Origin of the sequence: Nesterenkonia sp. NBAIMH1 (assembly GCF_007922635.1) — a bacterium.
Lineage (GTDB): Bacteria > Actinomycetota > Actinomycetes > Actinomycetales > Micrococcaceae > Nesterenkonia > Nesterenkonia pannonica.
Map to the genome: position 1 here is coordinate 963,205 of NZ_CP042335.1, position 24,050 is coordinate 987,254.

The 24,050-nt window shown below is 67.7% G+C and carries 23 protein-coding genes; 9 read left to right on the forward strand and 14 right to left on the reverse strand.

Annotation, left to right across the window (positions count from 1 at the left end):
* Nucleotides 1-11: 11 nt before the first annotated feature.
* The gene (gene panD / locus FS388_RS04460; protein WP_146340097.1) at nucleotides 12-419 is read left to right on the forward strand and encodes an aspartate 1-decarboxylase; all 408 of its coding nucleotides are present in this window, start codon (nucleotides 12-14) and stop codon (nucleotides 417-419) included.
* Nucleotides 420-452: 33 nt separating this feature from the next.
* On the opposite strand, the gene FS388_RS04465 is transcribed toward panD, so the two are convergent.
* Genes FS388_RS04465 through FS388_RS04505 form a run of 9 tightly spaced genes read right to left on the reverse strand, consistent with a single transcriptional unit; the run spans nucleotide 453 to nucleotide 10,557 of the window.
* Entirely contained in the window at nucleotides 453-2,429 is a 1,977-nt protein-coding gene (locus tag FS388_RS04465; RefSeq protein ID WP_256369563.1) for an amidase, read from the reverse strand.
* Nucleotides 2,430-2,482: 53 nt separating this feature from the next.
* The gene (locus tag FS388_RS04470; RefSeq protein WP_146340101.1) at nucleotides 2,483-3,649 is read right to left on the reverse strand and encodes an ABC transporter substrate-binding protein; all 1,167 of its coding nucleotides are present in this window, start codon (nucleotides 3,647-3,649) and stop codon (nucleotides 2,483-2,485) included.
* A 36-nt stretch (nucleotides 3,650-3,685) separates the two neighbouring features.
* On the reverse strand, nucleotides 3,686-4,471 hold the full coding sequence (locus FS388_RS04475) for an ABC transporter permease (RefSeq protein ID WP_146340103.1): 786 nt from the start codon (nucleotides 4,469-4,471) through the stop codon (nucleotides 3,686-3,688).
* On the reverse strand, nucleotides 4,471-5,271 hold the full coding sequence (locus tag FS388_RS04480; RefSeq protein ID WP_146340105.1) for an ABC transporter ATP-binding protein: 801 nt from the start codon (nucleotides 5,269-5,271) through the stop codon (nucleotides 4,471-4,473). Before FS388_RS04480 ends, FS388_RS04475 begins: the two co-directional genes overlap by 1 nt.
* Nucleotides 5,268-6,179 carry an ABC transporter permease gene (locus FS388_RS04485; RefSeq protein WP_246836296.1) on the reverse strand — a complete coding sequence of 304 codons (912 nt, stop codon included), beginning with the start codon at nucleotides 6,177-6,179 and terminating at the stop codon, nucleotides 5,268-5,270. The genes FS388_RS04480 and FS388_RS04485 overlap by 4 nt, the downstream gene beginning before the upstream one ends.
* The gene (fgd, locus tag FS388_RS04490; protein WP_146340107.1) at nucleotides 6,176-7,225 is read right to left on the reverse strand and encodes a glucose-6-phosphate dehydrogenase (coenzyme-F420); all 1,050 of its coding nucleotides are present in this window, start codon (nucleotides 7,223-7,225) and stop codon (nucleotides 6,176-6,178) included. Before fgd ends, FS388_RS04485 begins: the two co-directional genes overlap by 4 nt.
* A gap of 6 nt (nucleotides 7,226-7,231) precedes the next feature.
* Nucleotides 7,232-8,260 carry a TIGR03842 family LLM class F420-dependent oxidoreductase gene (locus tag FS388_RS04495; RefSeq protein ID WP_146340109.1) on the reverse strand — a complete coding sequence of 343 codons (1,029 nt, stop codon included), beginning with the start codon at nucleotides 8,258-8,260 and terminating at the stop codon, nucleotides 7,232-7,234.
* An 18-nt stretch (nucleotides 8,261-8,278) separates the two neighbouring features.
* A complete protein-coding gene (gene hydA / locus FS388_RS04500) occupies nucleotides 8,279-9,694 on the reverse strand; it encodes a dihydropyrimidinase (RefSeq protein ID WP_146340111.1) in 1,416 nt (471 codons plus the stop codon).
* A gap of 14 nt (nucleotides 9,695-9,708) precedes the next feature.
* A complete protein-coding gene (locus tag FS388_RS04505) occupies nucleotides 9,709-10,557 on the reverse strand; it encodes a nitrilase-related carbon-nitrogen hydrolase (RefSeq protein WP_146340113.1) in 849 nt (282 codons plus the stop codon).
* A 219-nt stretch (nucleotides 10,558-10,776) separates the two neighbouring features.
* Between FS388_RS04505 and cofC the strand changes: the two genes are divergently transcribed.
* From cofC to cofD, 4 genes are read left to right on the forward strand one after another with little or no spacing between them, the layout of a single operon-like run.
* Entirely contained in the window at nucleotides 10,777-11,445 is a 669-nt protein-coding gene (gene cofC / locus FS388_RS04510) for a 2-phospho-L-lactate guanylyltransferase (protein WP_246836297.1), read from the forward strand.
* A complete protein-coding gene (gene cofG / locus FS388_RS04515; RefSeq protein ID WP_146340115.1) occupies nucleotides 11,442-13,796 on the forward strand; it encodes a 7,8-didemethyl-8-hydroxy-5-deazariboflavin synthase CofG in 2,355 nt (784 codons plus the stop codon). Before cofC ends, cofG begins: the two co-directional genes overlap by 4 nt.
* The gene (locus FS388_RS04520; RefSeq protein ID WP_146340117.1) at nucleotides 13,793-15,274 is read left to right on the forward strand and encodes an NAD(P)/FAD-dependent oxidoreductase; all 1,482 of its coding nucleotides are present in this window, start codon (nucleotides 13,793-13,795) and stop codon (nucleotides 15,272-15,274) included. Before cofG ends, FS388_RS04520 begins: the two co-directional genes overlap by 4 nt.
* Nucleotides 15,268-16,293, forward strand: a complete 1,026-nt coding sequence (gene cofD, locus FS388_RS04525; RefSeq protein ID WP_146340119.1) for a 2-phospho-L-lactate transferase — start codon at nucleotides 15,268-15,270, stop codon at nucleotides 16,291-16,293. Before FS388_RS04520 ends, cofD begins: the two co-directional genes overlap by 7 nt.
* On the opposite strand, the gene FS388_RS04530 is transcribed toward cofD, so the two are convergent.
* Genes FS388_RS04530 through FS388_RS04540 form a run of 3 tightly spaced genes read right to left on the reverse strand, consistent with a single transcriptional unit; the run spans nucleotide 16,254 to nucleotide 19,242 of the window.
* On the reverse strand, nucleotides 16,254-17,072 hold the full coding sequence (locus FS388_RS04530; protein ID WP_146340121.1) for a coenzyme F420-0:L-glutamate ligase: 819 nt from the start codon (nucleotides 17,070-17,072) through the stop codon (nucleotides 16,254-16,256). The two genes, cofD and FS388_RS04530, sit on opposite strands and share 40 nt — an antisense overlap.
* Nucleotides 17,073-18,476 carry an aspartate aminotransferase family protein gene (locus FS388_RS04535; RefSeq protein WP_146340123.1) on the reverse strand — a complete coding sequence of 468 codons (1,404 nt, stop codon included), beginning with the start codon at nucleotides 18,474-18,476 and terminating at the stop codon, nucleotides 17,073-17,075. It lies immediately after the preceding gene.
* 1 nt (nucleotide 18,477) lies between these two features.
* Entirely contained in the window at nucleotides 18,478-19,242 is a 765-nt protein-coding gene (locus FS388_RS04540; RefSeq protein WP_146340125.1) for an SDR family oxidoreductase, read from the reverse strand.
* 112 nt (nucleotides 19,243-19,354) lie between these two features.
* Here FS388_RS04540 and FS388_RS04545 point away from each other — a divergent pair, with 112 nt between their 5' ends.
* Entirely contained in the window at nucleotides 19,355-20,731 is a 1,377-nt protein-coding gene (locus FS388_RS04545) for a PucR family transcriptional regulator (protein WP_146340127.1), read from the forward strand.
* A 151-nt stretch (nucleotides 20,732-20,882) separates the two neighbouring features.
* Nucleotides 20,883-21,098, forward strand: a complete 216-nt coding sequence (locus FS388_RS04550) for a hypothetical protein (RefSeq protein ID WP_146340129.1) — start codon at nucleotides 20,883-20,885, stop codon at nucleotides 21,096-21,098.
* Here FS388_RS04550 and FS388_RS04555 read toward each other — a convergent pair.
* On the reverse strand, nucleotides 21,090-21,365 hold the full coding sequence (locus tag FS388_RS04555) for a hypothetical protein (RefSeq protein ID WP_146340131.1): 276 nt from the start codon (nucleotides 21,363-21,365) through the stop codon (nucleotides 21,090-21,092). The two genes, FS388_RS04550 and FS388_RS04555, sit on opposite strands and share 9 nt — an antisense overlap.
* Before the next feature lie 9 nt (nucleotides 21,366-21,374).
* Here FS388_RS04555 and FS388_RS04560 point away from each other — a divergent pair, with 9 nt between their 5' ends.
* Both FS388_RS04560 and FS388_RS04565 read left to right on the forward strand, forming a co-directional pair.
* Nucleotides 21,375-21,848 carry a hypothetical protein gene (locus FS388_RS04560; protein ID WP_146340133.1) on the forward strand — a complete coding sequence of 158 codons (474 nt, stop codon included), beginning with the start codon at nucleotides 21,375-21,377 and terminating at the stop codon, nucleotides 21,846-21,848.
* 21 nt (nucleotides 21,849-21,869) lie between these two features.
* Nucleotides 21,870-23,180 carry a hypothetical protein gene (locus tag FS388_RS04565; protein WP_146340135.1) on the forward strand — a complete coding sequence of 437 codons (1,311 nt, stop codon included), beginning with the start codon at nucleotides 21,870-21,872 and terminating at the stop codon, nucleotides 23,178-23,180.
* A gap of 24 nt (nucleotides 23,181-23,204) precedes the next feature.
* Here FS388_RS04565 and FS388_RS04570 read toward each other — a convergent pair whose 3' ends face one another.
* A complete protein-coding gene (locus tag FS388_RS04570) occupies nucleotides 23,205-23,996 on the reverse strand; it encodes a GntR family transcriptional regulator (protein ID WP_146340137.1) in 792 nt (263 codons plus the stop codon).
* Between the last annotated feature and the right edge of the window lie 54 nt (nucleotides 23,997-24,050).

Genomic DNA, 24,050 nt, shown 5'->3' on the forward strand with positions numbered 1-24,050 from the left:
ATCGCCCCGCGATGCTGAGAACTCTGATGAGCGGGAAGATTCACCGGGCCACGGTCACCCAGGCCGATCTGCACTATGTCGGCTCGGTGACGATCGACGCTGACCTCCTGGACGCGGCGAACATCGTGGACGGTGAGCGTGTGCAGATCGTCGATGTGACCAACGGCGCTCGCCTGGACACCTACACGATCGCCGGCGAGCGCGGCTCCGGGGTGATCGGCATCAACGGGGCGGCTGCCCACCTGGTGCACCCCGGCGACCTCGTCATCATCATCTCCTACGCCATGGTCGACGACGCGGAGCGCGCTCAGCACTCCCCCCGTGTGGTCCACGTCGACGAGCGCAACAGCATCGTGGCCCTGGGCAGCGATCCGGCTGAGCCTGTGCCCGGCTCAGCCGATCAGATTCCCAGCCGTTAGGGCCTGGCTCCGGATGTCCTGACGGGCGGCCTCTCAGTCGTCCTGCGGCAGCTCCTCGAGGCTGAACGTCGCACCGGCTGCCGCTTTCACTGCCACGAGCATGTGAGGTGCGAGTCGTTTCCTGGCCCGTGAAACGCGTCCCCGAAACAGGTCAGGCTGTCCGTCCTCCGGCTCGAGAATGTGGCCGTCTGCCCATGCGTGGGCTCCTTCGACTGCACCCCCGCCCAGGCGCACCGTCACGCTCCAGAAGGGCCCGTCAGACTCGATGCGGACAGTGAATGAGATGGGTTCCTGCCCCCGTGCCGGCGTCGGTGCGATCTGGCTGCTGGCCAGTGTGGGAGTCAGGAACGCCTTCTGCCGGCGACGGCTCGCCTTCTCATAGGCGAGCGCGTGGGTCAGAAGGGTGTCATCGCTGTAGGCAGGGCCGGCGAACGTCAGCCCCACGGGCATCTGAATGTCCGCCATGAATCCCATGGGCACCGTGACGGTGGGTATGCCGAGGTGGCGAATGACCCGGTTGCCGTTGGAGTAGACGACCCCGTTCTGCGACGCGTGGTCCAGACTTTCGGGCCGAGAGAAGAGGTCGTCGCGTCCCACGTCGCCGACAGCAGGGAAGACCACCCCATCGAGCCCTTCGCGGAGCATCCATTCCTCAAAGTCGCGCGTGCGGGCCTCTTCAAGCCCCTGGAGAAGATGCTCGATCCCTGGAACGTCGTCGTAGGTCGACGGCAGGCCTGCCTTGGTGAGCTCGGAGAGGCGCTGCCAGTCGAAGCCGCCCCGGGCACGGGTGATCCATACGTGCGTCGGCGCATCATCTGAGGGGAAGACGGACTCTGCGTCCACGTCGGCCCATGTATTCAGGGTGGGATCGCCGTTTCTGCGCAGGAAGCTGTCCAGGGCCATGGCCGTGATGGTTCCGCCCTCGATGTCTCTCCACTGCGCAGGCACCAGACCGCGTGCAGGAAGGCCATCAGCGCCCGGGCGATCCTCCTCATAGTTGGATACTGCGGGGAAGTCAGTCTCGACGACCTCGGCGCCGAGACTGCGCAGGTCGCTCGCCGCCTGCTCCCACAGGGCACGGACAGTCGGGCGCATCGCCGGAGGAACCAGGAGGTCGTCATCCCGGCCGATGTACATGCGCGGCACTGCGAAGCGCAGCCCGTCGAGTCGCTCGGGGCGCTCCCGCAGCACAGGCTCGGGAAAGACCTCCGCAGGTGAGGGAAGGTCGATGACGCGCTGCTCGCGCCAAAAGTCTCCGGCCGTCTCCTCGTCCTCCGCTGCCAGGACTCCCACCAGGTGCAGGAGGTCCTCCACGGTGCGAGTGTGGGGCACTACGACGTCGCACGTCGGCCTGAGCGGCCAGTTCCCGCGGATGGAGATGACTCCGCGCGAGGGGGTGTAGGCCACCACACTGTTGTTGGAGGCCGGCGAACGGCCGGATGAGACCGTCTCCTCCGCCATGCCGAAGGCGCAGAAGCTCGCCGCGACGGAGACTGCCGACCCGCTCGAGGAGCCGGATCCGTAGGCCGCTGCGATGTACTGCGGATTGTAGGGGCTCCTCGGATAGCCGTAGACGCCCGGTTGGATTCCTCCTGCGGCCATGGGCGGCATGTTCGTCTTGCCGATCAGCACGGCCCCGGCCTGGCGAAGCAGCGCGACGGTGGCCGCGTCCGCCTGCGCCACCAGGTCCTTCAGCGCTGGGCTCCCGGAGGCCACAGTGAGGCCGGCGGCCATGTAGCTGTCCTTGACGGTGAAGGGGACGCCCTCCAGCGGGCCGGCCCGGCCGGAGCGGCGCCGAGCGTCTGAGGCCTCCGCCTCCGCGAGGGCCTCAGGATTCAGGACGGGGACTGCATTGAGGCAGAGCCCGGTGCGGTCGAACCAGGCGATGCGGTTGATATAGGCGCAGACCAGATCCACGCTGGTCAGCTCACCTGCCTTCAGAGCATGGAGCATCTCAGCGATGCTCATCTCGACAACATCACGGTTGGGCTCGGATTCGCTTCTTCGCACCAGGGCTCTGCCTCTCTTCGTCGGTGTTCGTCACGCGGCCCGGGAACGACCCCTCAGCCTTCGAACTCAGTCTCTTCGTCGAAGGACAGCTCCAAGGGCTCCCAGTTCTCTCCGGTCAGATCCAGATCCTCATCCTCCAGGTCCGCCAGCGCCTGCTCGATGTACTCGTTCGTCCACGCGCTGTCGCTGGGCTCCTCCGTGATCGGCTGCGCACCTTCTTCATTGGTCGCGCTCATCGCGGCCTGGACCGTCTCATCCCACGCGGCCTCGTCGATGACGCCGAAGCCGTCCTCAGCGGGCCAGATGAGTCGGTTGGTCTCATTGACCATCCACAGCTCGTGGGGCTGGTCCCACCCGGAGCCCGCCTCGATCGTCATGTCAGCCGCCTCTTCGGGATTCTCTGCGACCCAGGCCCATCCACGGATGACGGCGCGCAGAAAGGCCACGGTGTCCTCGGCGTATGCCTCGTCCGTCTCGAGGCGCTCCGTGTCGGCCCAGATGGCGTCCTGAAGCATCGCGCCGCCGGTCTCCTCGTACTCGATGACGTTGAAGTCATCCTCGGTGTAGAGTTCGCCGGTCTCTGGGTTCTCCGCCTGGAGCAGCATGGCGTATTCGTTGTAGGTCATCGCCTGGGCAGCGTCGATGTCGCCTTCGAGGAATGCGTTCATGTCGAAGGACTGAGTGATGATGTCGACGGTGCTGGAGTCGAGGTCGTACTCGGCCATGGCCGCGAAGATCTCCCATTCGTTCCCGAACCCCCAGGATCCGATCCGCTGACCCTCGAAGTCCTCCACCCCCTCAATGTCGGAGTCCGCCCACGCGACCTGCACGGTGCCGGACTCCTGGAACGTCTGAGCGACGTTGGTGAGCTCGGCCCCGGTTGCTTCCAAAGTCTCGAGGACCTTAGGCACCCACGCGATCGCATAGTCGACGTCTCCGCCGGCGAGAGCATCCTGAGGAACGATGTCGCCTCCCGACTCGATGATGCTGACCTCCAGGCCCTCCTCTTCGAAGAACCCCTGCTGGTCCGCAGCGAAGTAGCCGGCGAACTGCCCCTGCGGCAGCCACTGAAGCTGCAGGTCGATCTGGGTGAGCTCTTCGCCTCCGGCAGTCTCACCGTCGGCGCTCTCACCGCCGCAGGCGGTCAGGGCAAGAGCGGCAGCGGCGAACAGGCCGATGCCTTGGACGGGTCGGTTGAAGCGCGGTTGTGAGTTCCTCATTGTCTTCCTTCTTCCTTGTGATGGGTGCGGGTGGTGTCAGGCGATGGCAGCTCGTCCGCGGTTGGCGAGCTTCTCGAGGCCCAGCGCGGCGAGGTAGAACAGCAGTCCGAGCACGATGGAGGCCAGCACATAGGCCCAGGCCCTCGGATACTGGCTGGAGGCAGCCGCGGCGGAGATGATGCCCCCGAGACCTCCCCTGGGCCCGCCGAAGTATTCGGCGACCAGGGCGGAGATCACGGCCAGGGAGGACGCCAGCCGGACGCCGGTGAACACGTAGGGCAGGGCGGTGGGCAGCGTGATCGTGCGGAAGGTCTGCAGGCCGGTGGCGGCATAGGTGCGCATGAGGTCACGGTGCTCGGGGTTCGTCTGCCTCAGCCCGCGCAGCGTGGAGACGAAGACGGGCACGAAGCTGGCGAGTCCGGCGATGGCCTGCCGGGGAAACTGGGTGGTGCCGAACATCGTGTTGAGGATGGGCGCCAGGGCGACGATCGGGATGACGGCGAGCGCGGCGACGATCGGGTTCACCATGGCGTCGACCGACTTCGACGAGGCCGCGAGCGCTGCGAGACCCACCCCGAGCAGAGAGCCGATCACCAGCCCGACCAGGGAGTTCCAGCCGGTGATGCCCGCGGCGGCGACGATGGAGTCGGAGAACTCCAGGGCCTGATCGAGGATGGCAGCGGGCGTGGGCAGCAGATAGGAGGAGAGGCCCAGTCCGCCGACGATCAGCTGCCACAGGAGCAGCACGACGACGCCGACGATGACCGGAGCGATGATGCGGCCGAGGTTCTGCTGCTGCGGGGTCAGGGCGCTGGTTCCCATCAGCGGGTCTCCACGGCACGGCCGGCGGGCGCGCCGCCGTGGAGGGCCTCACGCACGGCGGTGATCATCTCGAAGTAGCTGCTCTCTTCGCGCAGATCCTCGCCGCGCTGCGACGTGTCTGCGAGCTTCATATCGACCACCTCGGCTATGCGACCGGGCCGCGGTGACATGACCACCACTCGGTCGGACAGGAACACCGCCTCGGGGATGGAGTGGGTGACGAAGACGACGGCAGCGCCTGTCTCTGAGCAGATGCGCAGCAGCTCGGTCTGCATGCGTTCGCGCGTCATCTCGTCCAGCGCGCCGAAGGGCTCATCCATCAGCAGCAGCCGGGGCTTCTCTGCCAGAGCGCGGGCGATGGCAACGCGCTGCTGCATGCCGCCGGAGAGCTGATCGGGGTGGTGATTCCCGAACTCCTCGAGCGCCACCATGTGCAGCAGCTCCTGGACACGTTCTCTGCGGGCCCTCCTGTCGGCTCCGTGCAGCTGCAGAGGCAGACCGATGTTGTCGTTCACGGTGCGCCACGGCAGCAGGCCGGCCTTCTGGAAGGCAATGCCGTAGTCCTGGTCGCGCCTTGCCCGGTCCGGGCTCTTGCCGAAGACGGTGAGCTCACCCGCGGTGGGCTGGTCGAGGTCTGCGATCAGCCGCATGAGAGTGGACTTGCCGCAGCCTGAGGGGCCGATGAGGGATACGAATTCTCCGGCGGCGACGTCGAGGGTGATGTCGGAGAGGGCGTGAACCTCTCCGGAGGTCGTCGGGAAGATCTTGTCGACGCCGGCGGCGTGAACCGCGGTGCTCATGTGGCGGTCTCCGTTCGTCGGTAGGTGCGCAGGGTCAGGCCGAGGATGGCGATGGATCCGGCCGCGACCAGTCCCAGTGCTACTGCCCCGAAGATGGGGCCCCACGCCTTGGCAGGATCGTTGGAGGCCTGGCCCGCGAATTGGATGAGGATGCGTCCGATGCCGCCTCGAAGGCCTGTGGAGACTTCGGCGACCACCGCGCCGATCACAGCGTTCGCAGCTCCGAGGCGGAAGGCCGAGAGCAGGTATGGCACCGCGGCAGGCAGACGCAGCCGGATGAGGGTGGCCCACCAGCCGACCGCGTAGGTCTTCAGGAGCTCCTCGTGGGCGACCTCGGGAGACTGAAAGCCCTTCAGCGCCCCGACGGCGATCGGGAAGAACGCGAGCCAGGAGGCGATCACCGCTACGGACATCCAGTCCTGCCATTCGATGAAGCCCAGCTCGAGCTGGTTGCCCCAGGAGCGGACGACGGGCGCGAAGGCGATGATCGGCACCGTTTGGGACAGCACGATCCAGGGCAGCAGCCCCCATTCCGCCACACGCCAGCGCAGCATCAGCAGCGCCAGTCCGACCCCGACTATCACTCCGACGCACCAGCCGGCGGCAGCTATCCCGAGACTGAACAGTGCGGCGGAGCCGACCGTCAGCCAGAGCGGATCTGCGGTCGAAGCCGACGTCTCCCCTTCGAACAGGCGCGCGACCATGTCCCAGATATGCGGCATGGCCAGGTCTGAGGTCCGGGGAAGGATGCGCGTCTCTCCCACGAGGATGCCGTCATCCGGTCCGACGAACTTGTAGACCTCCCAGAGGGCCAGCAGGGACAGGATGCCCAGGACTCCCCATCCCCAGGGGCCCAGGCGCGTCTCGCTGCCCTGCTTCAGGCTGACCTGTGTCGGTGCCGCAGTCACCGTCCAGCCTCCAGCTTCCTCGCTGCCATGGCGTGGAGGCGGGGGGCCAGGTCAGCTTCGAACGCCTGAAGGAACCGCCGCTGATCCTGCCCGGGTGCGTGGAATACCAGATGGTTGAACCCGGCATCGACATATTCGCCGATACGAGCGGCGACCTCGTCGGGGTCGGATCCCACGATCCATCTCGAGGCGATCTGCTCGATGGGCAGCGCGTCGGCGGCAGCCTCCATCTCGACGGGGTCGGTGATGGAGTGCTTCTGCTCGGGCGTCAGGGACAGCGGCGCCCAGAAGCGCGTGTTCTCCAGGGCCTGCTTCGGGTCCCGGTCGTAGGAGAGCTTGATCTCGATCATGCGATCGATCTCTCCGACGTCGCGCCCGTTGATGCGGGCGCCCTCCGCGACGGCCGGCATGAGCTTCTCGGTGTAGAGCTCCATGCCTTTGCCGGAGGTGCAGATGAATCCGCTCCCGACGCGCCCGGCGTACTTCGCCACGGTCGGCCCTCCGGCTGCGATGTGCACGGGGATGGGGTGCTCGGGGCGGTCGTAGATGGAGGCGTCGCGAGTGGTGTAGTAGTCCCCGTCGAAGGTGACCCGCTCCTCGGACCAGAGCTGACGGATGAGGCGGACGGACTCGCGCAGGCGGGCGAACCGTTCCCGGAAGGCGGGCCATTCGCTGCTGCCGGAGGCGCCGTTCCATCCCGTGGCGGACTCGTTCAGCGCCTCCCCCGTGCCTACCCCGAGAATGATCCTTCCCGGATACAGGACCCCAAGCGTTGCGAATGCCTGGGCGATGACCGCCGGGTTGTACCGGTAGTGCGGAGTCATCACGGAGGTTCCGAGCCGGATGGTGGAGGTCCGCTCCCCCACCGCGGTGATCCATGCGAGCGAGAAGGGGGCGTGGCCGCCGGTGTGCCGCCACGGTTGGAAGTGGTCGGAGATGAAGGCAGAGTCGAAGCCGTGCCGCTCGGCGGCCACGGCAAGCTCCACGAGCTCCCGTGGTCCGAACTGCTCCGCGGAAGCCTTGTATCCCAGTGTCAGGGTGCTCATAGATCCTCAGGACTTCGCAAGGACCTGCTCGTCGTACTCGGGGATGATCTTCTCCCCGTAGACGCGCAGTGTCTCTTCTTTGTTGTCGTGGGCAAGGTATCCGGCGAACTGGGTCATGCCGACGGCTTCCAGCCGCTTGAGCTTCTCGGTGTGCTCTTCCGCGGTGCCGATGACGCAGAATCGCTCGACGATCTCGTCGGGGACGAAGTCGACATGGTCATTGCCTGCCCTGCCGTGCTGGTTGTAGTCATAGCCCTGTCGGCCGGCGATGTAGTCGGTGAGCGCTTTGGGCACGTCGGATTCGGTCCCGTAGCGGGACACGATGTCTGCCACGTGATTTCCGACCATTCCGCCGAACCACCGGGACTGCTCAAGAGCATGGGAGCGGGACTCCTGCGACCCGTCCGTGATGTAGAACGGCGCCGCCACGCAGAAGCTCAGACTGTCGGGGTCCCTGCCGGCGTCCTCCGCGGCGGTGCGCACGGCCTTGATCATCCATTCGGCGATCTCGACATCTGCGCACTGCAGGATGTACCCGTCGCCGACCTCGCCGGCGATGGCCAGAGCTTTGGGCCCGTAGGCGGCCACCCATACCTCGGTGTGGGACCCCTTGGACCATGGGAATCGGATGGTCGCCTCATTCACCTCGGCCGGCTGAGAGCTCGCGAGCCCTCTGATGACTTCGATGGAGCGTCGGAAGTCCCGCAGCTTCACCGGACTGCCGTTCATGACCCGCACGGCCGAGTCGCCTCGTCCGATGCCGCACACGGTACGGTTTCCGAAGTGCGCGTTGAGGGTGGCGTGGAGGGAGGCGGTGACCGTCCAGTCGCGGGTGGCGGGGTTGGTCACCATCGGCCCGACCCTGATGGTGGTGGTCTGGTCGAGGATCAGGGAGTAGAGGACGTAGGGCTCCTGCCACAGGATGTGGGAGTCGTAGGTCCAGAAGTGGTCGAAGCCGTGCTCCTCGGAGAGTCGTGCCAGCGCGAGCGTGCGCGCTGCGGGCGGATTCGTCTGGGCGACGACGCCGAATTCCATGATGATGTGCCTTTCCGTTCAGATCAGGTACTGCGAGAGGCCGCGCTTGATGAACTGTCCGTGGCCCTTGGTGCCCTTGTAGGCGCCGTCCTCCACAAGCACCTTGCCCCGCGAGATGGTGACGTCGACGTGCCCGTCGATCTCGAAGCCTTCCCATGCGGAGTAGTCCATGTTCATGTGATGGGTCTTGTTCACGCCGATGCTGGTGCGGCCGTTCGGGTCGTAGACGACGACGTCGGCGTCGGCTCCGGGCTGGATGACGCCCTTCTTCCCGTACATGCCGAACATGCGGGCCGGGGTGGTGCTGATCAGCTCCACCCAGCGGGGAAGGGAGATGCGACCGTCGACGACCCCCTGATAGAGCAGGTCCACGCGATGCTCCACCGAGCCGATCCCGTTGGGGATCGAGCGGAAGTCGTCCTTGCCGAGCTCCTTCTGGTCCTTCATGCAGAAGGGGCAGTGATCGGTGGAGACCATCTGCAGATCATTGGTCCGCAGCCCCTGCCACATGGCCTCGAGGTGTCCCTCCTGCTCACTGCGCAGGGGCGTCGAGCAGACCCATTTGGCACCCTCGAAGTCGCCCCACTCCTCGGAGGATGAGCCGAGCTGCTTCTCCAGCGAGAGATACAGATACTGGGGGCAGGTCTCGCCGAAGACGTTCTTGGCCTTGTCGCGGGCCCATGCCACCTGCTCAACCGCCTGCTTGGCGGACATGTGAACGATGTAGAGGGGGGCGTCGGTGAGATCGGCGAGCATGATCGCCCGGTGCGTGGCCTCCTCCTCCATCTGCCAGGCACGGGCGATGCCGTGATAGTAGGGGGCGGTCTTGCCCTGGGCGGCGAGCTGCTCAGCCAGGACGTCGATCGCCGGCCCGTTCTCAGCGTGCATCATCGTCATCAGCCCGAGGTCGCGGGCCTTCTGCATCGCGCGCAGTATCTGTGCGTCGTCGGCGTAGAACACCCCGGGGTAGGCCATGAACATCTTGTAGGAGCTCACGCCCTCGTCGACGAGCCTCTCCATCGCCTTGAGGGAGCTGTCATCCACCCCGCCGATCACCTGGTGGAAGCTGTAGTCGATGGCGCATTCGCCGGCGGCAAGACCGTGCCAGGTCTCGAGACCGTCCTCCACGCGCTCGCCCTGCTTCTGGATAGCGAAGTCGATGATGGTGGTCGTGCCGCCCCATGCGGCGGCGCGGGTGCCGGTCTCGAAGGTGTCGGAGGCGTTGGTGCCGCCGAAGGGCATCTGCATGTGCGTATGGGCGTCGATCCCGCCGGGGATCACGTACTTCCCTGCGGCGTCGATGACTTTGTCGGCCCCGGCCTCGAACGTCCCAGGGGTGAAGAGAGCCGAGATCTTTTCGTCCTCGATGAGGACGTCGGCGTGTCCGGTTCCCGTGGCGTTGACCAGGATGCCGTTGGTGATGAGGGTCTTCATGGTGCTGCTCCTTCTCAGGGGGCGGTGATCGCGTCGTAGGTGTCGGGGCGGCGGTCGCGATAGAACTGCCAGTCCTCGCGAACTTCGCGGATCATCTCCATCTCGATGTCACGAATGAGAAGCTCCTCGGCGTTCGATGAGCCGGGCTGCCCCACGAAGTTTCCGCGCGGGTCAGCCACGTAGCTGGTGCCGTAGAAGGTGACGGCCTGGTCCCCGTACTCGTTGTCCTCCCGCCCGACGCGGTTGGGAACCACCACGAAGTACCCGTTGGCGGCCGCCGCAGCGGGCTGCTCGAGCTCCCAGAGCCGGTTGGAGAGTCCCGGCTTGGACGCGTTGGGGTTGAAGACGATCTCGGCCCCCGCGAGGCCGAGCATGCGCCAGCCTTCGGGAAAGTGCCGGTCATAGCAGATGGTCACACCGATGCGGCCGACCGCAGTGTCGAAGACGGGCCAGCCGAGATTGCCCGGCCGGAAGTAGAACTTCTCATAGAAGGATTCGACGTGCGGGATGTGATTCTTGCGGTACGAACCGAGGACGGTCCCATCGGCGTCCACCACGACGGCAGTGTTGTAGTAGACCCCGGGCATGGCCTCCTCATAGATCGGCAGGACCATCACCATCGAGTGCTCAGCGGCCAGCGCTGCGAAGCGTCGGACGACGGGACCGTCAGCGGGCTCGGCGTATCCGTAGTACTTCTTCTCCTGCGTAATGCCGAAGTAGGGGCCGTAGAAGAGCTCCTGGAAGCAGATCGCCTGCGCCCCCTCTGCTGCGGCGCGACGGACGAAGTCTTCGTGCTTGGCCAGCATGGACTCCTGGTCGCCCGTCCAGGTGGTCTGGCTGAGCGCGATGCGGACCGCGGTCATGGAAATGTCCCCTCATTTGTTAAATTTGCGTTACATCAATCTCACAATTTTTGGATCTTCTCTCGAATTGCGTTGATCATTCCAGAGCATTGAGCAGGCCTCCTGATACATAGTGTCAAGCCAGACTCATAGCGTTTTTCCACTGTGTAAACTGAGTACACGCAATACGGAATATAGTCTTCTGCGGTACCCGGAAGAGCCTGGCGAGGGAGGCGCAGCGTGCAGATAGGCCGTGCAGCGGACAGCGACGGATTCAGGCTGGTGGTTCCTGTGCGCCGGCCCTCGAGCGGCAAGACCCGGCTCGCCGCCGAGCTGGGCAGCCCCCCTCTTGCCGGTGAGCTCGCGGAGGCGGCCGCGCGAGACACCCTTGAGGCCGTCTCGCGGTGCCCCCGGGTGCACAGCGTGCTGCTGGTCACCGACGATGCCGCCTGGTCGGCAGGACTGCCCTGCGACGTTCACGTGCAGGCCCGGGCGGGCCTCAACGCAGCTGTCCGGGCCGGCCTCACCTGCCTCGGAGAGACCCGGCGCACCGCCGTCATGCTCGGCGACCTCCCTGCCCTGCGGCCGGATGATCTGGGCGAAGCGCTGGACCGCGCTCGATCGGCTCCGCGAGGCTTCGTCTCGGATCGGTACGGCACCGGGACCGTGCTCCTCACAGCATCCGCCGGCGCGCGCCACCGGCCGCGATTCGGGACCGGATCGGCTCTGCTCCACCGCACCTCCGGCTACACCGAGCTCACGGTTCCGGCAGCTTCAACGCTGCGGCATGACGTGGACACGCTCGCCGACCTGCGGCGCGCCGCGGAGCTCGGTCTGGGCCCGCACACTGCGAGGGTCGTCGAGCAGGGCGGCCTGCAGGTGGGCCGCGCGGAGGGGATGGTCGCATGAGCCGAGTCGCGGTGAACATCGAGCTCCCGCATCGCAGCACGAGTGGGCCGCTCCCCCAGTCCGCGGCCCGCAGGGCCCTGGCCTACGCCGAGGCTGGGGGTGAGCCCACTCTCGAGCATGCAGAGGCGCTGCTCTCCTCACACGGACCCCAGCTCGAGCGGCTCCTCGCCCTCGCAGGTCACCTGCGCGATCGGGGTGCCGCCTCCCGCGGCGACAGCTCAGGACGGCGCATCACCTACTCGAAGAAGGTCTTCATCCCGCTGACCACCCTGTGCCGCGACAGGTGCCGCTACTGCACCTTCGTGGACACGCCGCGGAGTCTTCGGGACCAGGGCCGGCAGCCGTTCCTCAGCCCTGAGGAGGTTGTGCTCATCGCCCGCGACGGTGCTGCGACGGGCTGCAAGGAGGCGCTCTTCACTCTTGGGGACCGTCCGGAGGATCGATGGGAAGCAGCTCGCGACTGGCTCGCCGAGCACGGCTACGCGTCCACGCTCGACTATGTGAGAGCGATGGCAGAGCTGGTACGAGATGAGACGGGCCTGCTGCCTCACCTGAACCCCGGCGTCATGACCTGGACAGAGATGCAGCGTCTGCGCCCTGCTGCACCATCTATGGGCATGATGCTGGAGACGACCTCCTCAGCGCTGTGGTCACAGCCGAGCGGCGCCCACTACGGCTCCCCGGACAAAGACCCGGCCCTGAGACTGCAGGTGCTCGATGACGCAGGCCGCTCCCGAATCCCCTTCACCACCGGGATCCTGCTCGGCATCGGGGAGACCCTGAAGGATCGGGCTCAGTCCCTCTTCGCCATCCGGGACGCCCATACGAGGTGGGGGCACATACAGGAGACGATCGTCCAGAACTTCCGCGCCAAGCCGCGGACCGCGATGCAGAACCAACCCGATCTCGGAACCTCCGAATACGCGGCCGCCGTCGCCGTCGCGCGATGGGTGATGGGACCCGGGGCCCATATCCAGGCCCCGCCGAACCTGACCGACCCCGAGGAGCTGCGACTGCTCATCCGCGCCGGCATCGACGATTGGGGCGGCGTGAGCCCGGTGACTCCGGATCATGTGAACCCCGAGCGGCCTTGGCCGCAGATCGAGGATCTCAGCCGACTCACATCCCAGGCGGGATACGACCTGAAGGAGCGCCTCACCGCACACCCGCGGTGGACGGCCGATCCCGACTATTGGCTCGACCACCGGCTTCATGATCCCGTGAGCCTCCTGCTGGAGGCCGCCCCTGGGGCACCAGCAGCCCACTCCCATGCGGGCCGGGCCCTGCTGCGCCGAGCCGAGGCCGATTCGTCGGCCCTTGCAGAGCATGAGTGGGCTCATCTGCTCGAGTCGGACGGGGAGAGCCTCGAGCAGCTGGCCTCCTCCGCCGACGCGGTCCGCGCTGAGCGAGTCGGCGAGCAGGTCACCTACGCGGTGAACCGCAACGTCGACGCATCGCTCTATGACCCGAGCCGACGGAGAGGGGGGCTCACCGACGAGGATCTCCGCCTCATCGCCGCAGAGGCCGCAGCCCGCGGAGCCACAGAGATCTGTGTCCAAGGAGCAGTGGATCCCCTCCTGCCGGGGACCGCATATCTGGATATCGTCGATGCCCTGCGCACTGGAGCCGAGGGCGCGGGGGCAGATCTGCACCTGCACGCGTACCGCCCTGCGGAGATCCTTGATGCCGCACAGCGGCTGGACGTCACCACCGGCGAATTTCAGCAGCAGCTGCAGTCCCACGGCGTCGGTTCGGTGCCGGGCACCGCGGCCAGGATTCTCGACGACGACCTGCGGCGGACGCTCAGCGCGGACACAGACATACCTGCTGCCCAGTGGCTGGACCTCATCCGCAGCGCTCACCGGGCCGGACTCCGCTCCACCGCCACGATGGTCTATGGGCACGCCGAGACGCCGCTTCAGATCGTCCAGCACCTCCTTGCGCTGCGCAGGCTGCAGGAGGAGACAGTCGGATTCACCGAGTTCATCGCGATGCCGCTGATCCCCCAGGACTCCCCCGTGCTCGTGCCCGGAGTCTGCCGGATGGCCGATGACCGGACGACGCGGGCCGTGCACGCGGTGGCCCGGCTGCTGCTTGACGGTGAGATCAGCCACATTCAGGCCGCCTGGCCCAAATTCGGCCTGGGGTGCGCACAGCGGGTCCTCTCCGGCGGCGCGGACGACGTGGGCGGCGTGCTGCTCGACGGAACGCGCCCGGAGGCCGACCCGGAGGCAGGGCGGACGCTCAGCCTGGACGACGTTCGCCGCACGGCAGCTGCCCTGGGACGCACGTCGGTGCAGCGCAGCACACTCTACGAGCGGCTCGACGGCCTCGGGACGGCCAGCCCGTGACCGGCCTGGACGGCACGCATGTCCGCGTCCTCGTCGTGGGGGCAGGCTTTGCCGGCCTCGGCGCCGCCATCCGTATGCGCCGCAGCGGGGAGGACTCCTTCCTCGTCCTGGAGCAGGCCGATGAAGTGGGTGGGACGTGGCGGGACAACACGTACCCGGGCGTCGCGTGCGACGTTCCCTCCCACCTGTACTCCTTCTCGTTCGCGCCGAAGTCCGACTGGAAGCGGCGGTTCGCCGGCGGGGAAGAGATCCGCCAATATCTGCGCAGCTGTGCCGAGGAGGTTGCCGAGCACATTCGCTGCGGCACCCGCCTGCTCTCCGCCGAATGGAGGCAGGGCCCGCGCAGCTGGAAGGTCACCACCAACGCAGGGACCATCACCGCGGGCGCGCTCGTCCTGGCATCCGGCCGCTTCTCGCGCCCGGCTCTGCCGACGCTGCCCGGACTGGTGACGTTCCCCGGCAGGGTGTGCCACACAGCCCGCTGGGATCCTCGGATCGTTCCCGAGGGCGCACGCATCGGAGTGGTCGGCTCGGGCGCCTCAGCCGTCCAAGCTGTCCCGGCGCTCGTCGGGCGCGGCGCCCAGGTCACCGTCTTCCAGCGCAGCGCCCCGTGGATCCTCCCGAAGCATGACGCGGCGTACGGGACCGCAGAGCAATCGGTCTTCGCCGCGGACGACGACGTTCGCCGGGATCACCGTGCCGAGATCTTTGACGAGTTGGACAGTGCTTTCGAGGCACGAGTGCTCGGCAGCACGGCGCACACGGAGCTGCGCCGTCGGGCGCAGGACCATCTTCGGCGCAGCATTCCTGCGGGACCTGTGCGCGAAGCGCTGACTCCTGCGGACGAGGTCGGCTGCCGAAGGGTGCTGCTCTCCGACGACTTCTACCCGGCCGTGGCTTCCGGCGCCGCCGCTGTGGAGCCCTCTGCCCCACTCGCGGTGCAGGGCAGAGCCGTCCGGGCCGCGTCCGGCAGGACCTACGAACTCGATGCGCTCGTCTTCGCCACAGGGTTCGACGCATCACGCCCGGCCATTGCCTCCAGCATCGTCGGGCGCGGCGGCGAGACTCTCGCTGAGCACTGGGCGGACGGCATGACCTCCTACGGATCCACATCGGTCTCCGGCTTCCCCAACTGCATCATCCTGGGAGGCCCTCACGCCGCCCTCGGCCACAACTCGGCAGTGGCGATGCTGGAGGCTCAGTTCGACCAGCTTCTGAGCGCTCTCGCGTCCGTTCCCGCCGGCGGCGTATGGGAGGTCCGCGCGGAGGCGGAGAAGGCCTACACCGCCATGATCGACGAGCGGGCGGCATCGACCGCGTGGGTCTCGCCCGGCTGCCGCAGCTGGTACCGGCACGGAGGCACAGGACGAGTCACTCTGCTCTGGCCGGGAACAGCGCAGGAGTATCGGCGTCGCTTCGGAGTCTTCCACCCGGAGCAGCACACCATCGAGCAGGTGGCGCTGGGATCCTCATGCTGAGAGTCGCTGTGATCGCCGGAGGGGTGGGAGGCGCCAAGTTCGTCCGGGGACTCCGCTCCGCGCTGACGCCTGAGGACAGGGTCGACGTGGTGGTCAACACGGGCGACGATATGTGGCTGACGGGGGTGCGAGTCTGCCCGGACCTGGACTCCATGATGTATGCCCTGGCGGGCGTCAATGACGCCGTGCGCGGCTGGGGCAGGCAGCATGAGAGCGAACGGGTCAGCGCTGAGCTGACTGCCTACGGCGTGGGCTGGCCGTGGTTCACCCTCGGAGACCTGGACCTCGGCACCCACCTTGCCCGCACCGCCATGCTGCGTGAGGGCAGAACGCTCTCCGACGTCACCGACCGGCTGTGCTCCCGATGGGCGGACGCCTTCAGGGAGCCGCAGACGCGGCTGCTGCCCGCTTCGGATGACGAGGTGGAGACCTGGGTCCGCACGGAGGATGCGGGAGAAGCCACGGAGATGCACTTCGAGGAGTGGTGGGTCCGCACCCGGGCGTCCGCCCCGGCGCAGCGGTTCATCCAGCGGGGAGCCGAAGAGGCCGTCGCCGCCCCGGGGGCTGCTGAGGCCCTCGGGGCGGCGGACGTGATCCTGCTGGCGCCGTCGAACCCCGTCGTGTCAGTCGGCACGGTTCTGGGCCTCTCGGGAGAGGGAGGGCAAGCGGGCCTTCCGGGAATCCCAGGGGCTGGTGAGGCGCTGCGCACCGCAGCCGCTCCTGTGGTGGGAGTGTCTCCGATCATCGGCGAGGCCCCCATCCATGGGATGGCGCGTGAGTGCTTGGAGGTGCTCGGCCATGACTGCTCAGCCGCAGCTGTGGCGCGGGCCTATGGCGCCCGCCGTGCGGGCGGACTGCTGGACGGCTGGCTGGTCGATGAGCAGGATGAGTCCTGCCTTGCCGAATTGGAGGCGACCGGGATCCGGGCGGAGTCAGTCCCGCTGCGAATGCGGGACGAGCACACCAGCCGACGCCTCGCTCAGGACGCGCTGTCCCTGGCGACCGCGCTCTCTTCATAGGCTCGGCGATAGCCTTCAGCGATGGCCTCGTCGGTCCCGAGCCGGAACATGTCCTCCGGTCCGGTGCGCACCAGACTCCTAGCGCCGGGGGCGTCGGGGTCGAGGAGGTGGCCGAGGCCCCGCACCACGGCGACGGGCAGCCCTGCGGCTTTGCCTTTGACGAGATCTGCCGCGGCGCAGATCTCGTCCCCGGCTGCGATCGAGGTGGCCGTCAGCTCCTTGCCCGCGGAGTCCGTGCCCCCGCGGTGGTCGTAGAGAACCCGCACGCCTGAGGCGCCGATCGCCGCGTCCGTCTGCCCCATCCTCCAGGCACGGCCGAGCGTGTCCGAGATCAGCACCCCGACGCTCACCCCGAGGCGCTGCGCCGCTGCCAGGCGCAGTCGCGCCGCAGACGCGTCAGGATCCTCAGGGAGCAGCAGCACCGTGCCGTCGGCTGTGTTGCTGGCGTCCACTCCCGCCGCCGCGGCGACAATGCCGAGTCTGTTCTCGACGATGCGGATGCGCCCCTCACCGTCCGCGCGGGGACGTGACGCCACCTCGCGAACAGTCTCCGCAGTGATAGCGGCTTCCCTGTCCTGGGCTGCGATGACTCTGCCCTCTGCCTTGGAGACGACTTTGGACGTCACCACCAGGATGTCGCCGTCGGCGAGCGCCCCCGCGCTGGTCTGCTTCGCGAGAGCATCCAGAATGAGGTCCGGGAGATCATCGTGCGGCCTCACCTCAGGGATGCCGGGCACCGCCCAGGCGGTGACGGGCCCGACCGCCTGATGATCAGCCACTCAGACGACCACCTCGTCAGCGAGGCTGAGCACCTCGTCGAGAACGTCCAGGCCGAAGCGGATCTCGTCCTCTGAGGCGTTGAGCGGCGGGCAGATGTGGATCCTGTTCATGTTGATGAAGGGCAGCACACCCCGCTCTTTGGCCGCGGCGACGATCTTCCCCATCACCTCGTGGGTCTGGCCGTAGGGCGCCAGCGGCTCCCGGGTCGCGGGATCCCTGACCAGTTCGATCGCCCAGAACGCGCCGAGTCCGCGCACGTCGCCCACTGAGGGGTGGTTCTGCCTGATCTGCTCCAGCCGGGGACCGATGACGGCCTCCCCCAGATGGGCCGCGTTCTCGACCATCTGCTCGTCTGCCATGGCACGCATGTTCGCCACGGCCGCCGCCGCAGCCAGGGGGTGGCCTGAATAGGTCAGGCCCCCGGGGTACGGGTGCGTGGCGAAATTGGCGAAGATCTCGTCATCCATCGCCACGCCGCCCAGGGGGACGTAGCCGGAGTTGACGCCCTTGGCGAAGGTGACGATGTCCGGCTCAATGCCGAAGTGCTGGTGGGCGAACCACCGTCCGGACCGGCCGAAGCCTGCCATCACCTCGTCGAGGATCATCACAATGCCGTGCTCGTCGCACAGCTGGCGCACCCCTTCCATGTATCCCGGCGGGGGCAGGTAGATGCCAGCCGTTCCGGGGATGCCCTCGAGCACGATGGCCGCCACGGAGGTCCCGCGCTCAAGCTCCAGGACCTGCTTCAGATGGGCCAGGGCAGCCTGCGACTCATCCTGCTCGGTCCACGAGCCGCGCTGCGAGTCCGGGGCGAAGTAGGAGCGGTAGGTGTAGGCCGGAAGGAAGTGCACCACACCCGCGTCGTCATCGTTGGGGATCCGGCGAGGGTCGCCGGTCATGTTCACCGCCAGCTGCGTGCCCCCGTGATAGCTGCGGTAGGCGGAGAGCACCTTGCGTCGGCCGGTGTGGTGGCGCGCCATCCTCACCGCGTGCTCATTGGCGTCGGCTCCCCCTGCGGTGAAGAAGACGTGGCTGATGTCCTCGGGCAGGCGCTCGACGATGAGTCGTGCGGCTTCGGAGCGCGCGTCGTTGGCGTGCTGAGGGGCGACGGTGCAGAGCTTCTCCGCCTGGTCCCTGATCGCCTGCACCACGGCAGGGTGCTTGTGGCCGACGTTGGTGTAGATCAGCTGCGAGGTGAGATCGAGCAGCGGCCGGCCCTCTCCGTCCCAGATCCAGGACCCTTCGGCGTCCAGGACGGTCAGGGGCGACAGGGTCTCCTGCGCGGACCACGAATGGAAGACGTGCTGACGGTCCAGGGCGTAGGCGCTTCGGCCCGCTTCGAGCTCCTCAGAGGTGAATTCCCGGTGGGGCGCGAGGGCGGCGGCGGTGGGCGTGACGGTCATCTCATGCGCCTTTCTTTGCGATCTTGCTGCTGCTGGCCTGATCGCGGGGGCGAACGACCATGAGGTCCACATTGACATGCTCCGGCCGTCCGAGGGCCCATTCGATGGATTCTGCGACATCCTCGCCGTGCAGGGGCTGGTATCCCTCGTAGACCTTCTTGGCTCGTTCGGCGTCGCCGGAGAACCGGGTCAGGCTGAACTCCTCGGTGGCCACGGCGCCGGGGGCGACCTCGATGATCCGGATCGGTTCGCCCACGATCTCCTGGCGGAGCGTGGTGGACAGCATGCGCTCGGCATGCTTGACCCCGGTGTAGCCGGCCCCGCCCTCGTACGGCTCGTAGGCCGCAGTGGAGGTGACCACGACGATGTCGCCCCCTTCGGCGGCGCGCAGCAGCGGGAGCATCGCCTTGGTCACCCGCAGTGTGCCCAGCACGTTGAGCTCGTACATCCAGCGCCACCCGTCCACGTCGCCGTCCTCAACCCTGTCGAGGCCGAGGGCGCCTCCGGCGTTGTTGACGACTCCGTCGAGGCCGCCGGTGGAGCTGAGGTGCTCGGCCAGCGCCGCGACGTCCTCATCCGAGGTGATGTCCAGCGGGTATGCCTCCACACTGCTGTGCGCCTGGGCGAGGGCTTCCAGCCTCTCCCTGCGCCGAGCGGCTGCCACCACCCGATATCCCTGGTCGGCAAGACGACGGACGGTCTTCTCGCCGATGCCTGTGGAGGCTCCGGTGACGAGGATGCGGCGATCGGTTCCAGCAGTGGCCATAGAGCTCTCCTTAGGGTGGGGTCCGCCACCATGATGCGCGGCATCGGCGTGCGAGGCCAAAGCAGAGTGTCAACTGAGACGCGGCAGTTCTTACACAGAGTAAAGTCTGCGCATGGTCGATTCGACGCTCAGCGTGCAGGAGAGCCTCCAGCTTCGCCCCATGGCGGGCGGAGAGCCGGAGCTGCTGACTCCGTCCGCTGGCCTGGCACGCACGATCCGTTGGGTGCACATCATCGGTCAGGACCGGCCCGGAGCCATGCTGCAGGGGGGCGAGCTGGTGCTGTCGACCCTCCCACGTCTGCACGAAGGCCGCCCGGACCTGCTCGACGCGGTGCGCGGCTACCTGGAGGACCTTGACGCAACAGGGGCTGCTGCGCTCGCTGTCGAGGTTCTTCCGGACCGCCCTCTTCTTCGCGCCGCCCTGGAGGAGGCAGCGGCGGAGCGGGAGAGCAGCCCGGCCGCTGGGAGCCTCGTTCCCCTGCTGCGGTTCACCAACGAAGTTCGCTTCGTCGAGATCACCGAAGCGCTGCACCGCGAGCTGGTCTCACGGCAGCTCGGTGCGTCACGGTCTGAGCCCTCGTGGGACCCCATCGTCAGCGCCACCACGAACCTCTTCGATGACCTGGCAGCGCCCGGAGGTCTGCCCAGCCAAGAGGTGGCAGCCCGAGCCAAAGCATTGGGCATGCCTGCGGGAGCTCGCTTCACCCCGATGGTCTTCACGACCCACGACGACGCCGGCGCCGCCACTGCGGCCGAACGACAGGCGCCCTCCCTGGCAACCCTGATCCGGAGCTCAGCGAATACGCTGAGGCTCCCGCGCTGGTGGGCGCCGGAGGCCAGAGGATATCTGGGTCGTCATCGCCCACGGAGACCCTCGGAAGCTCTGCGCCGCCGTCCGTCAGGCCGTTGTCCGACGCCGCACCCAGGAGCTCATCCCGCGCTACACCGTGGGCGCAGAGCTGGACTCGATCAGCCTGGAAGACGTACCCCACGTACTGCCGCGCACTGCCCGCACAGCCTCGGCCGCCTCGGCGCTCAGCCGCCTCGGGAGGCTGCCGGCGAGCGCCGACTCCTCCCGAAGGCCGGCTATTGGACCGCGGCCGACTTGGGGCTCTCCGGGCTGCTGGTGCAGCTGGCCGCCGATCCCTCGACGAGCTGGTTCATGCACCATTTTCTGGCCCCCTTTCGAGGTGCCGAAGGCGATTCGATGCGAGATCTCGTCGAGGCCGCCGTGCGCACCGGAGGAAACAAGGCCGAGCTCGCGCGAGCGTTGGGCATCTCCCGTCCCACGCTCTACTCACGCATCGCGCGACTGGAACGAGCCCTCGGCCAGCCCCTCGATGGAGAGAGATCCTCGCGACCCTGCACACCGCGCTGCTTCTGGAGAGGCTCAGTGCATGAATCAGGGTCGCGTCAGGGACACCACCTGATGACAGCCCTGCCGCGTGCCGCTAGCTTTGAGAGCACATCGAACCTCATCAGAAAGTGAGAGCAGCTATGGGACTCATCTCCCTGGGCGCCGGCGTCGCGATCGGCTACGCCCTCGGCACCTCCAAGGGCCGCGAAAGGTCGACACCGCCCTCGACACCGCCAAGAGGAGAGCTGAAGAGGCGTGGAACCGCCCTGACGTTCAGGATCTGGTGTCCAAGACATCGGAGCGGGCTGAGGAGCTGGTCCATGAGGTGGCCGTGCAGGGCCGCAGGGCTGCCACCTACGCCTCCGACGCGGTGAGGAGCGCATCCGAGCAGGCCGATGCCGCCGCCGGCGAGCGGAGGACATCATCGACGAAGCCGAGCAGACCGGAGACGAGAACGGCGGCCAAAGCGGCAATACGTCGCCCTGACCTATTACGCTGAGCGGGTGATGGATCTGTCCCGGCTCGTCTCCGAGCGCATCGCCCCTGAGCGCGACTCCTTCCGCACCGCGGGAACCTGCCCTCGGCCCAGCAGCTGCTCGGCCAGGCTCTGGCAGAGCGGCGCATTCGGCTCCGACGGATCACCGAGGGCCGGTGGGTCTTCATCTTCGGGGACGCCGTCATCGGCGGGTGGTCCCAGGGCGTCACCACGCTGGTCAGCGCCCACGGCCGCCGGGTGCTCGCGAAGCCGGAGAGCGTCGCCGCCCACCTCGACCTCATGGACATACCTCACCGCATCGGCCGCGCGGACGCTGAGCCGGCCGGCCGCACCCTGAGCTCCGAGGACCCCGCCGAGGAGGACGAGGAGCAGGACGACGACGATCCTCCGCAGACCCTGACGCTGGAGGTGTACACGGCCGGCGAGCATGCCGTCAGCGTTCTCGCCCTGGTGGACCGGGACCTCCTCCCCGATCCCCAGCCCTCCGAGCCGCCCACCATCGCCGTGGACGTCACCGACCTCGTGGCGGAGGAGCACAAGCAGCTCCGCACCGACGCCCTGCGCGCAGTGCCCGGGGTCCTGGCCGGGGCGACCACCCTCTCCGCCGCCTCGCTGGACTCAGCCCAGCACGCAGCCGTCCTCGACGTATCAGCAGAGGCCTCGCCTCTGCCCCACACCTATCCCACCCTGGGACCCGGACGGCCCGTCAGCGCCGCGATCGCGGAGCAGCTCCTCGCCACAGCAGCGGTCTGAAGCCGTTAGGCTGACCCCACGATGAGCTCTGAGCCGCACACCTTCCCACTCGGCGCGAGGCGCCCCGGCCGCACACGCCCCGCAGCCGGGACCGACCCTCAGCCGGCCTCAGACGTCCGCGCTGCACCCTCCCCCGACGCCGAGACGACTGCCCCATCCTTTCCGCTGCCCCCTCGCGCCCGCCCTGCCGACGCTGCTGCCGACGCGGATCTGCCGCAGGAGCACGACGAGCGGGACGCGGACCGCACCGCCTCCGAGGTGCGTCCTGCCGCCCGCCTGGAGGAGAGCGCCTCAGTCACCGCGCGCTTCATCGTCGAGCACGTGGAGCCGATGTACGACGAGCTCAGGCAGTGGTCCTCGACCCTGCCCCACCAGGAGCTGCTGCAGCGCGCCGCCCGCCGCAAGAGAATGACCATCAAGATCATCTCCGAGGCCAACCAGCTGTTCTTCCTCTCCGGTGTGGTGGTCGGCGGGATGGACGGCGTCATCACCTCCCTGGTGTCCCATCAGGCCCGCCGCCTCTCACGCTCCAAGGCGATGACGAAGAAGTACCTTCAGACGTCCGAAGTGCCCACTCCCAGAGGCAAGGCCATCAGCCCTACGGAATTCTCCCGGGCCGTGAAGACCATGAAGTCGCTGGGCAAGCGCGTCGCCGTCAAGCCCTCCTCCGGACGAGTCGGCAAGGGCATCACACCGGACATCACACGCGAGTCTCAGCTGCGGGCCGCATGGGCCAAAGCGATGGCAGCACGGTCGGCCACCTCAGACTCGCGCTACCTGATCGTGGTCGAGGAGTACGCGCCCGGCCTGGACATCCGCGCCTATGTGGTGGGCAGCCGCGTGGTGGGCGCGGTCGCTCGCATCCCGCTCTACGTGATCGGCGACGGCGTCTCATCGATCGGCCGGCTCGCCGACGACGAGATCGCACGACGGCGCGGCAACGAATACCTCAAGCCGCGGCAGCCCGAGGTGACGGACCAGTTCCTCGCCCCTGCAGGTCTGGACCGCACCGCGGTGCCGGCCATGGGAGAGCTCGTGATGCTGACCGAGATCGCCGACACCGCCCGGGGCGGAGGCCTGGCCGTCGACGTGCTGGACCACCTCGCCGGCGAGCTGAAGGACCTGGCCGTCAGCGGCCTGCAGGCTGTGCCCGGACTCGGGGCAGCCGGCGTAGACCTGCTGGTGCCCCGGCTGGACTCCGCTGAGGGAGCAGTGGTGCTCGACGTGAACCCCTATGCCAACATCGCGCAGTTCCACTACCCCAGCTACGGGGAGCCCCGGAAGGTAAACGACGCCGTCATGGACGAGATCCTGGAGCAGGCCTCACGCTAGTTCCCCGGCCGCCCGCCGGCAGGGCTACTCCTCCGGGATGCTCTCGGCGCCGAAGGCTGCCGGCCCGAATGCCTCAGGGGTGATCCACTGCATGGGGTTCGCGTGGCGCGAGTTGCCGACGGAGAGCATGATGCGCCCGGCGATGTAGCGGTCGCTGGACCACTCCAGCGACCGTCCGGCCGAGTCGCGGGAGACACGGTGATGGACCAGCAGCGCGGAGCTGCGCCCCACCCCGAGGTGCTCGGCGTGCTCGCGCTTGGCCCGCTCCGCGCCGAAGATGTGCTCCGCGTGGCTGAAGTGCACCCCATGCCCCTCCTCCAGCAGCGAGGTGACGGAGGGCGCATCCGCCGGAAGGCCCTCCACGATCTCCCCCAACCACTCGGGATAGTGTGTGTGCTCAAGCATCACCGCCTGACCGTCCAAAGAGCGCAGGCGCAGAACTCCCAGCACCCGCCGTCCGCGCGGGACGTCGAGCATCTGCTCATCCTGCGCATCGGCGATCTGCCACCGGGAGGAGATCACGGCACCCCCAGGCGACATCCCCTGGCGCCGGGCCCACTGCGCGAAGCTTCGGAACTCGTCGAAGGATGCCTGGCGCTTGGGCACCTGCACCACGCGCTTGGGCCGGCCGCGCGTTCCGTCCACTGTTCCTTCGGCCACGAGCTCGCGCAGCGCCATTCTGACAGTCCCCGGGGAGACTCCGAAGCGCTCGGAGAGCTCCCGCTCTGAGGGCAGCAGGGCGCCCGGCCTGTAGACCCCCTGCTCGATGTCCCGGGCGAGGGCACGGGCTATCTCTGCGTAGGCGACTGTTCCCACCGGCGCTCCTCCTGATGCTGATCTCTGTCCACCCAGAGTTTACGCAGAATTCAT

What these genes read in the sequence shown, in the direction of transcription:
- FS388_RS04535 (WP_146340123.1), bottom strand. Translation starts at nt 18,476, where the DNA reads ATGACCGTCACGCCCACCGCCGCCGCCCTCGCGCCCCACCGGGAATTC.
- FS388_RS04470 (WP_146340101.1), bottom strand. Translation starts at nt 3,649, where the DNA reads ATGAGGAACTCACAACCGCGCTTCAACCGACCCGTCCAAGGCATCGGC.
- FS388_RS04540 (WP_146340125.1), bottom strand. Translation starts at nt 19,242, where the DNA reads ATGGCCACTGCTGGAACCGATCGCCGCATCCTCGTCACCGGAGCCTCC.
- cofD (WP_146340119.1), top strand. Translation starts at nt 15,268, where the DNA reads ATGCTGAGAGTCGCTGTGATCGCCGGAGGGGTGGGAGGCGCCAAGTTC.
- FS388_RS04565 (WP_146340135.1), top strand. Translation starts at nt 21,870, where the DNA reads ATGAGCTCTGAGCCGCACACCTTCCCACTCGGCGCGAGGCGCCCCGGC.
- hydA (WP_146340111.1), bottom strand. Translation starts at nt 9,694, where the DNA reads ATGAAGACCCTCATCACCAACGGCATCCTGGTCAACGCCACGGGAACC.
- FS388_RS04560 (WP_146340133.1), top strand. Translation starts at nt 21,375, where the DNA reads ATGGACATACCTCACCGCATCGGCCGCGCGGACGCTGAGCCGGCCGGC.
- FS388_RS04495 (WP_146340109.1), bottom strand. Translation starts at nt 8,260, where the DNA reads ATGGAATTCGGCGTCGTCGCCCAGACGAATCCGCCCGCAGCGCGCACG.
- FS388_RS04545 (WP_146340127.1), top strand. Translation starts at nt 19,355, where the DNA reads ATGGTCGATTCGACGCTCAGCGTGCAGGAGAGCCTCCAGCTTCGCCCC.
- panD (WP_146340097.1), top strand. Translation starts at nt 12, where the DNA reads ATGCTGAGAACTCTGATGAGCGGGAAGATTCACCGGGCCACGGTCACC.
- cofG (WP_146340115.1), top strand. Translation starts at nt 11,442, where the DNA reads ATGAGCCGAGTCGCGGTGAACATCGAGCTCCCGCATCGCAGCACGAGT.
- fgd (WP_146340107.1), bottom strand. Translation starts at nt 7,225, where the DNA reads ATGAGCACCCTGACACTGGGATACAAGGCTTCCGCGGAGCAGTTCGGA.
- FS388_RS04475 (WP_146340103.1), bottom strand. Translation starts at nt 4,471, where the DNA reads ATGGGAACCAGCGCCCTGACCCCGCAGCAGCAGAACCTCGGCCGCATC.
- FS388_RS04480 (WP_146340105.1), bottom strand. Translation starts at nt 5,271, where the DNA reads ATGAGCACCGCGGTTCACGCCGCCGGCGTCGACAAGATCTTCCCGACG.
- FS388_RS04505 (WP_146340113.1), bottom strand. Translation starts at nt 10,557, where the DNA reads ATGACCGCGGTCCGCATCGCGCTCAGCCAGACCACCTGGACGGGCGAC.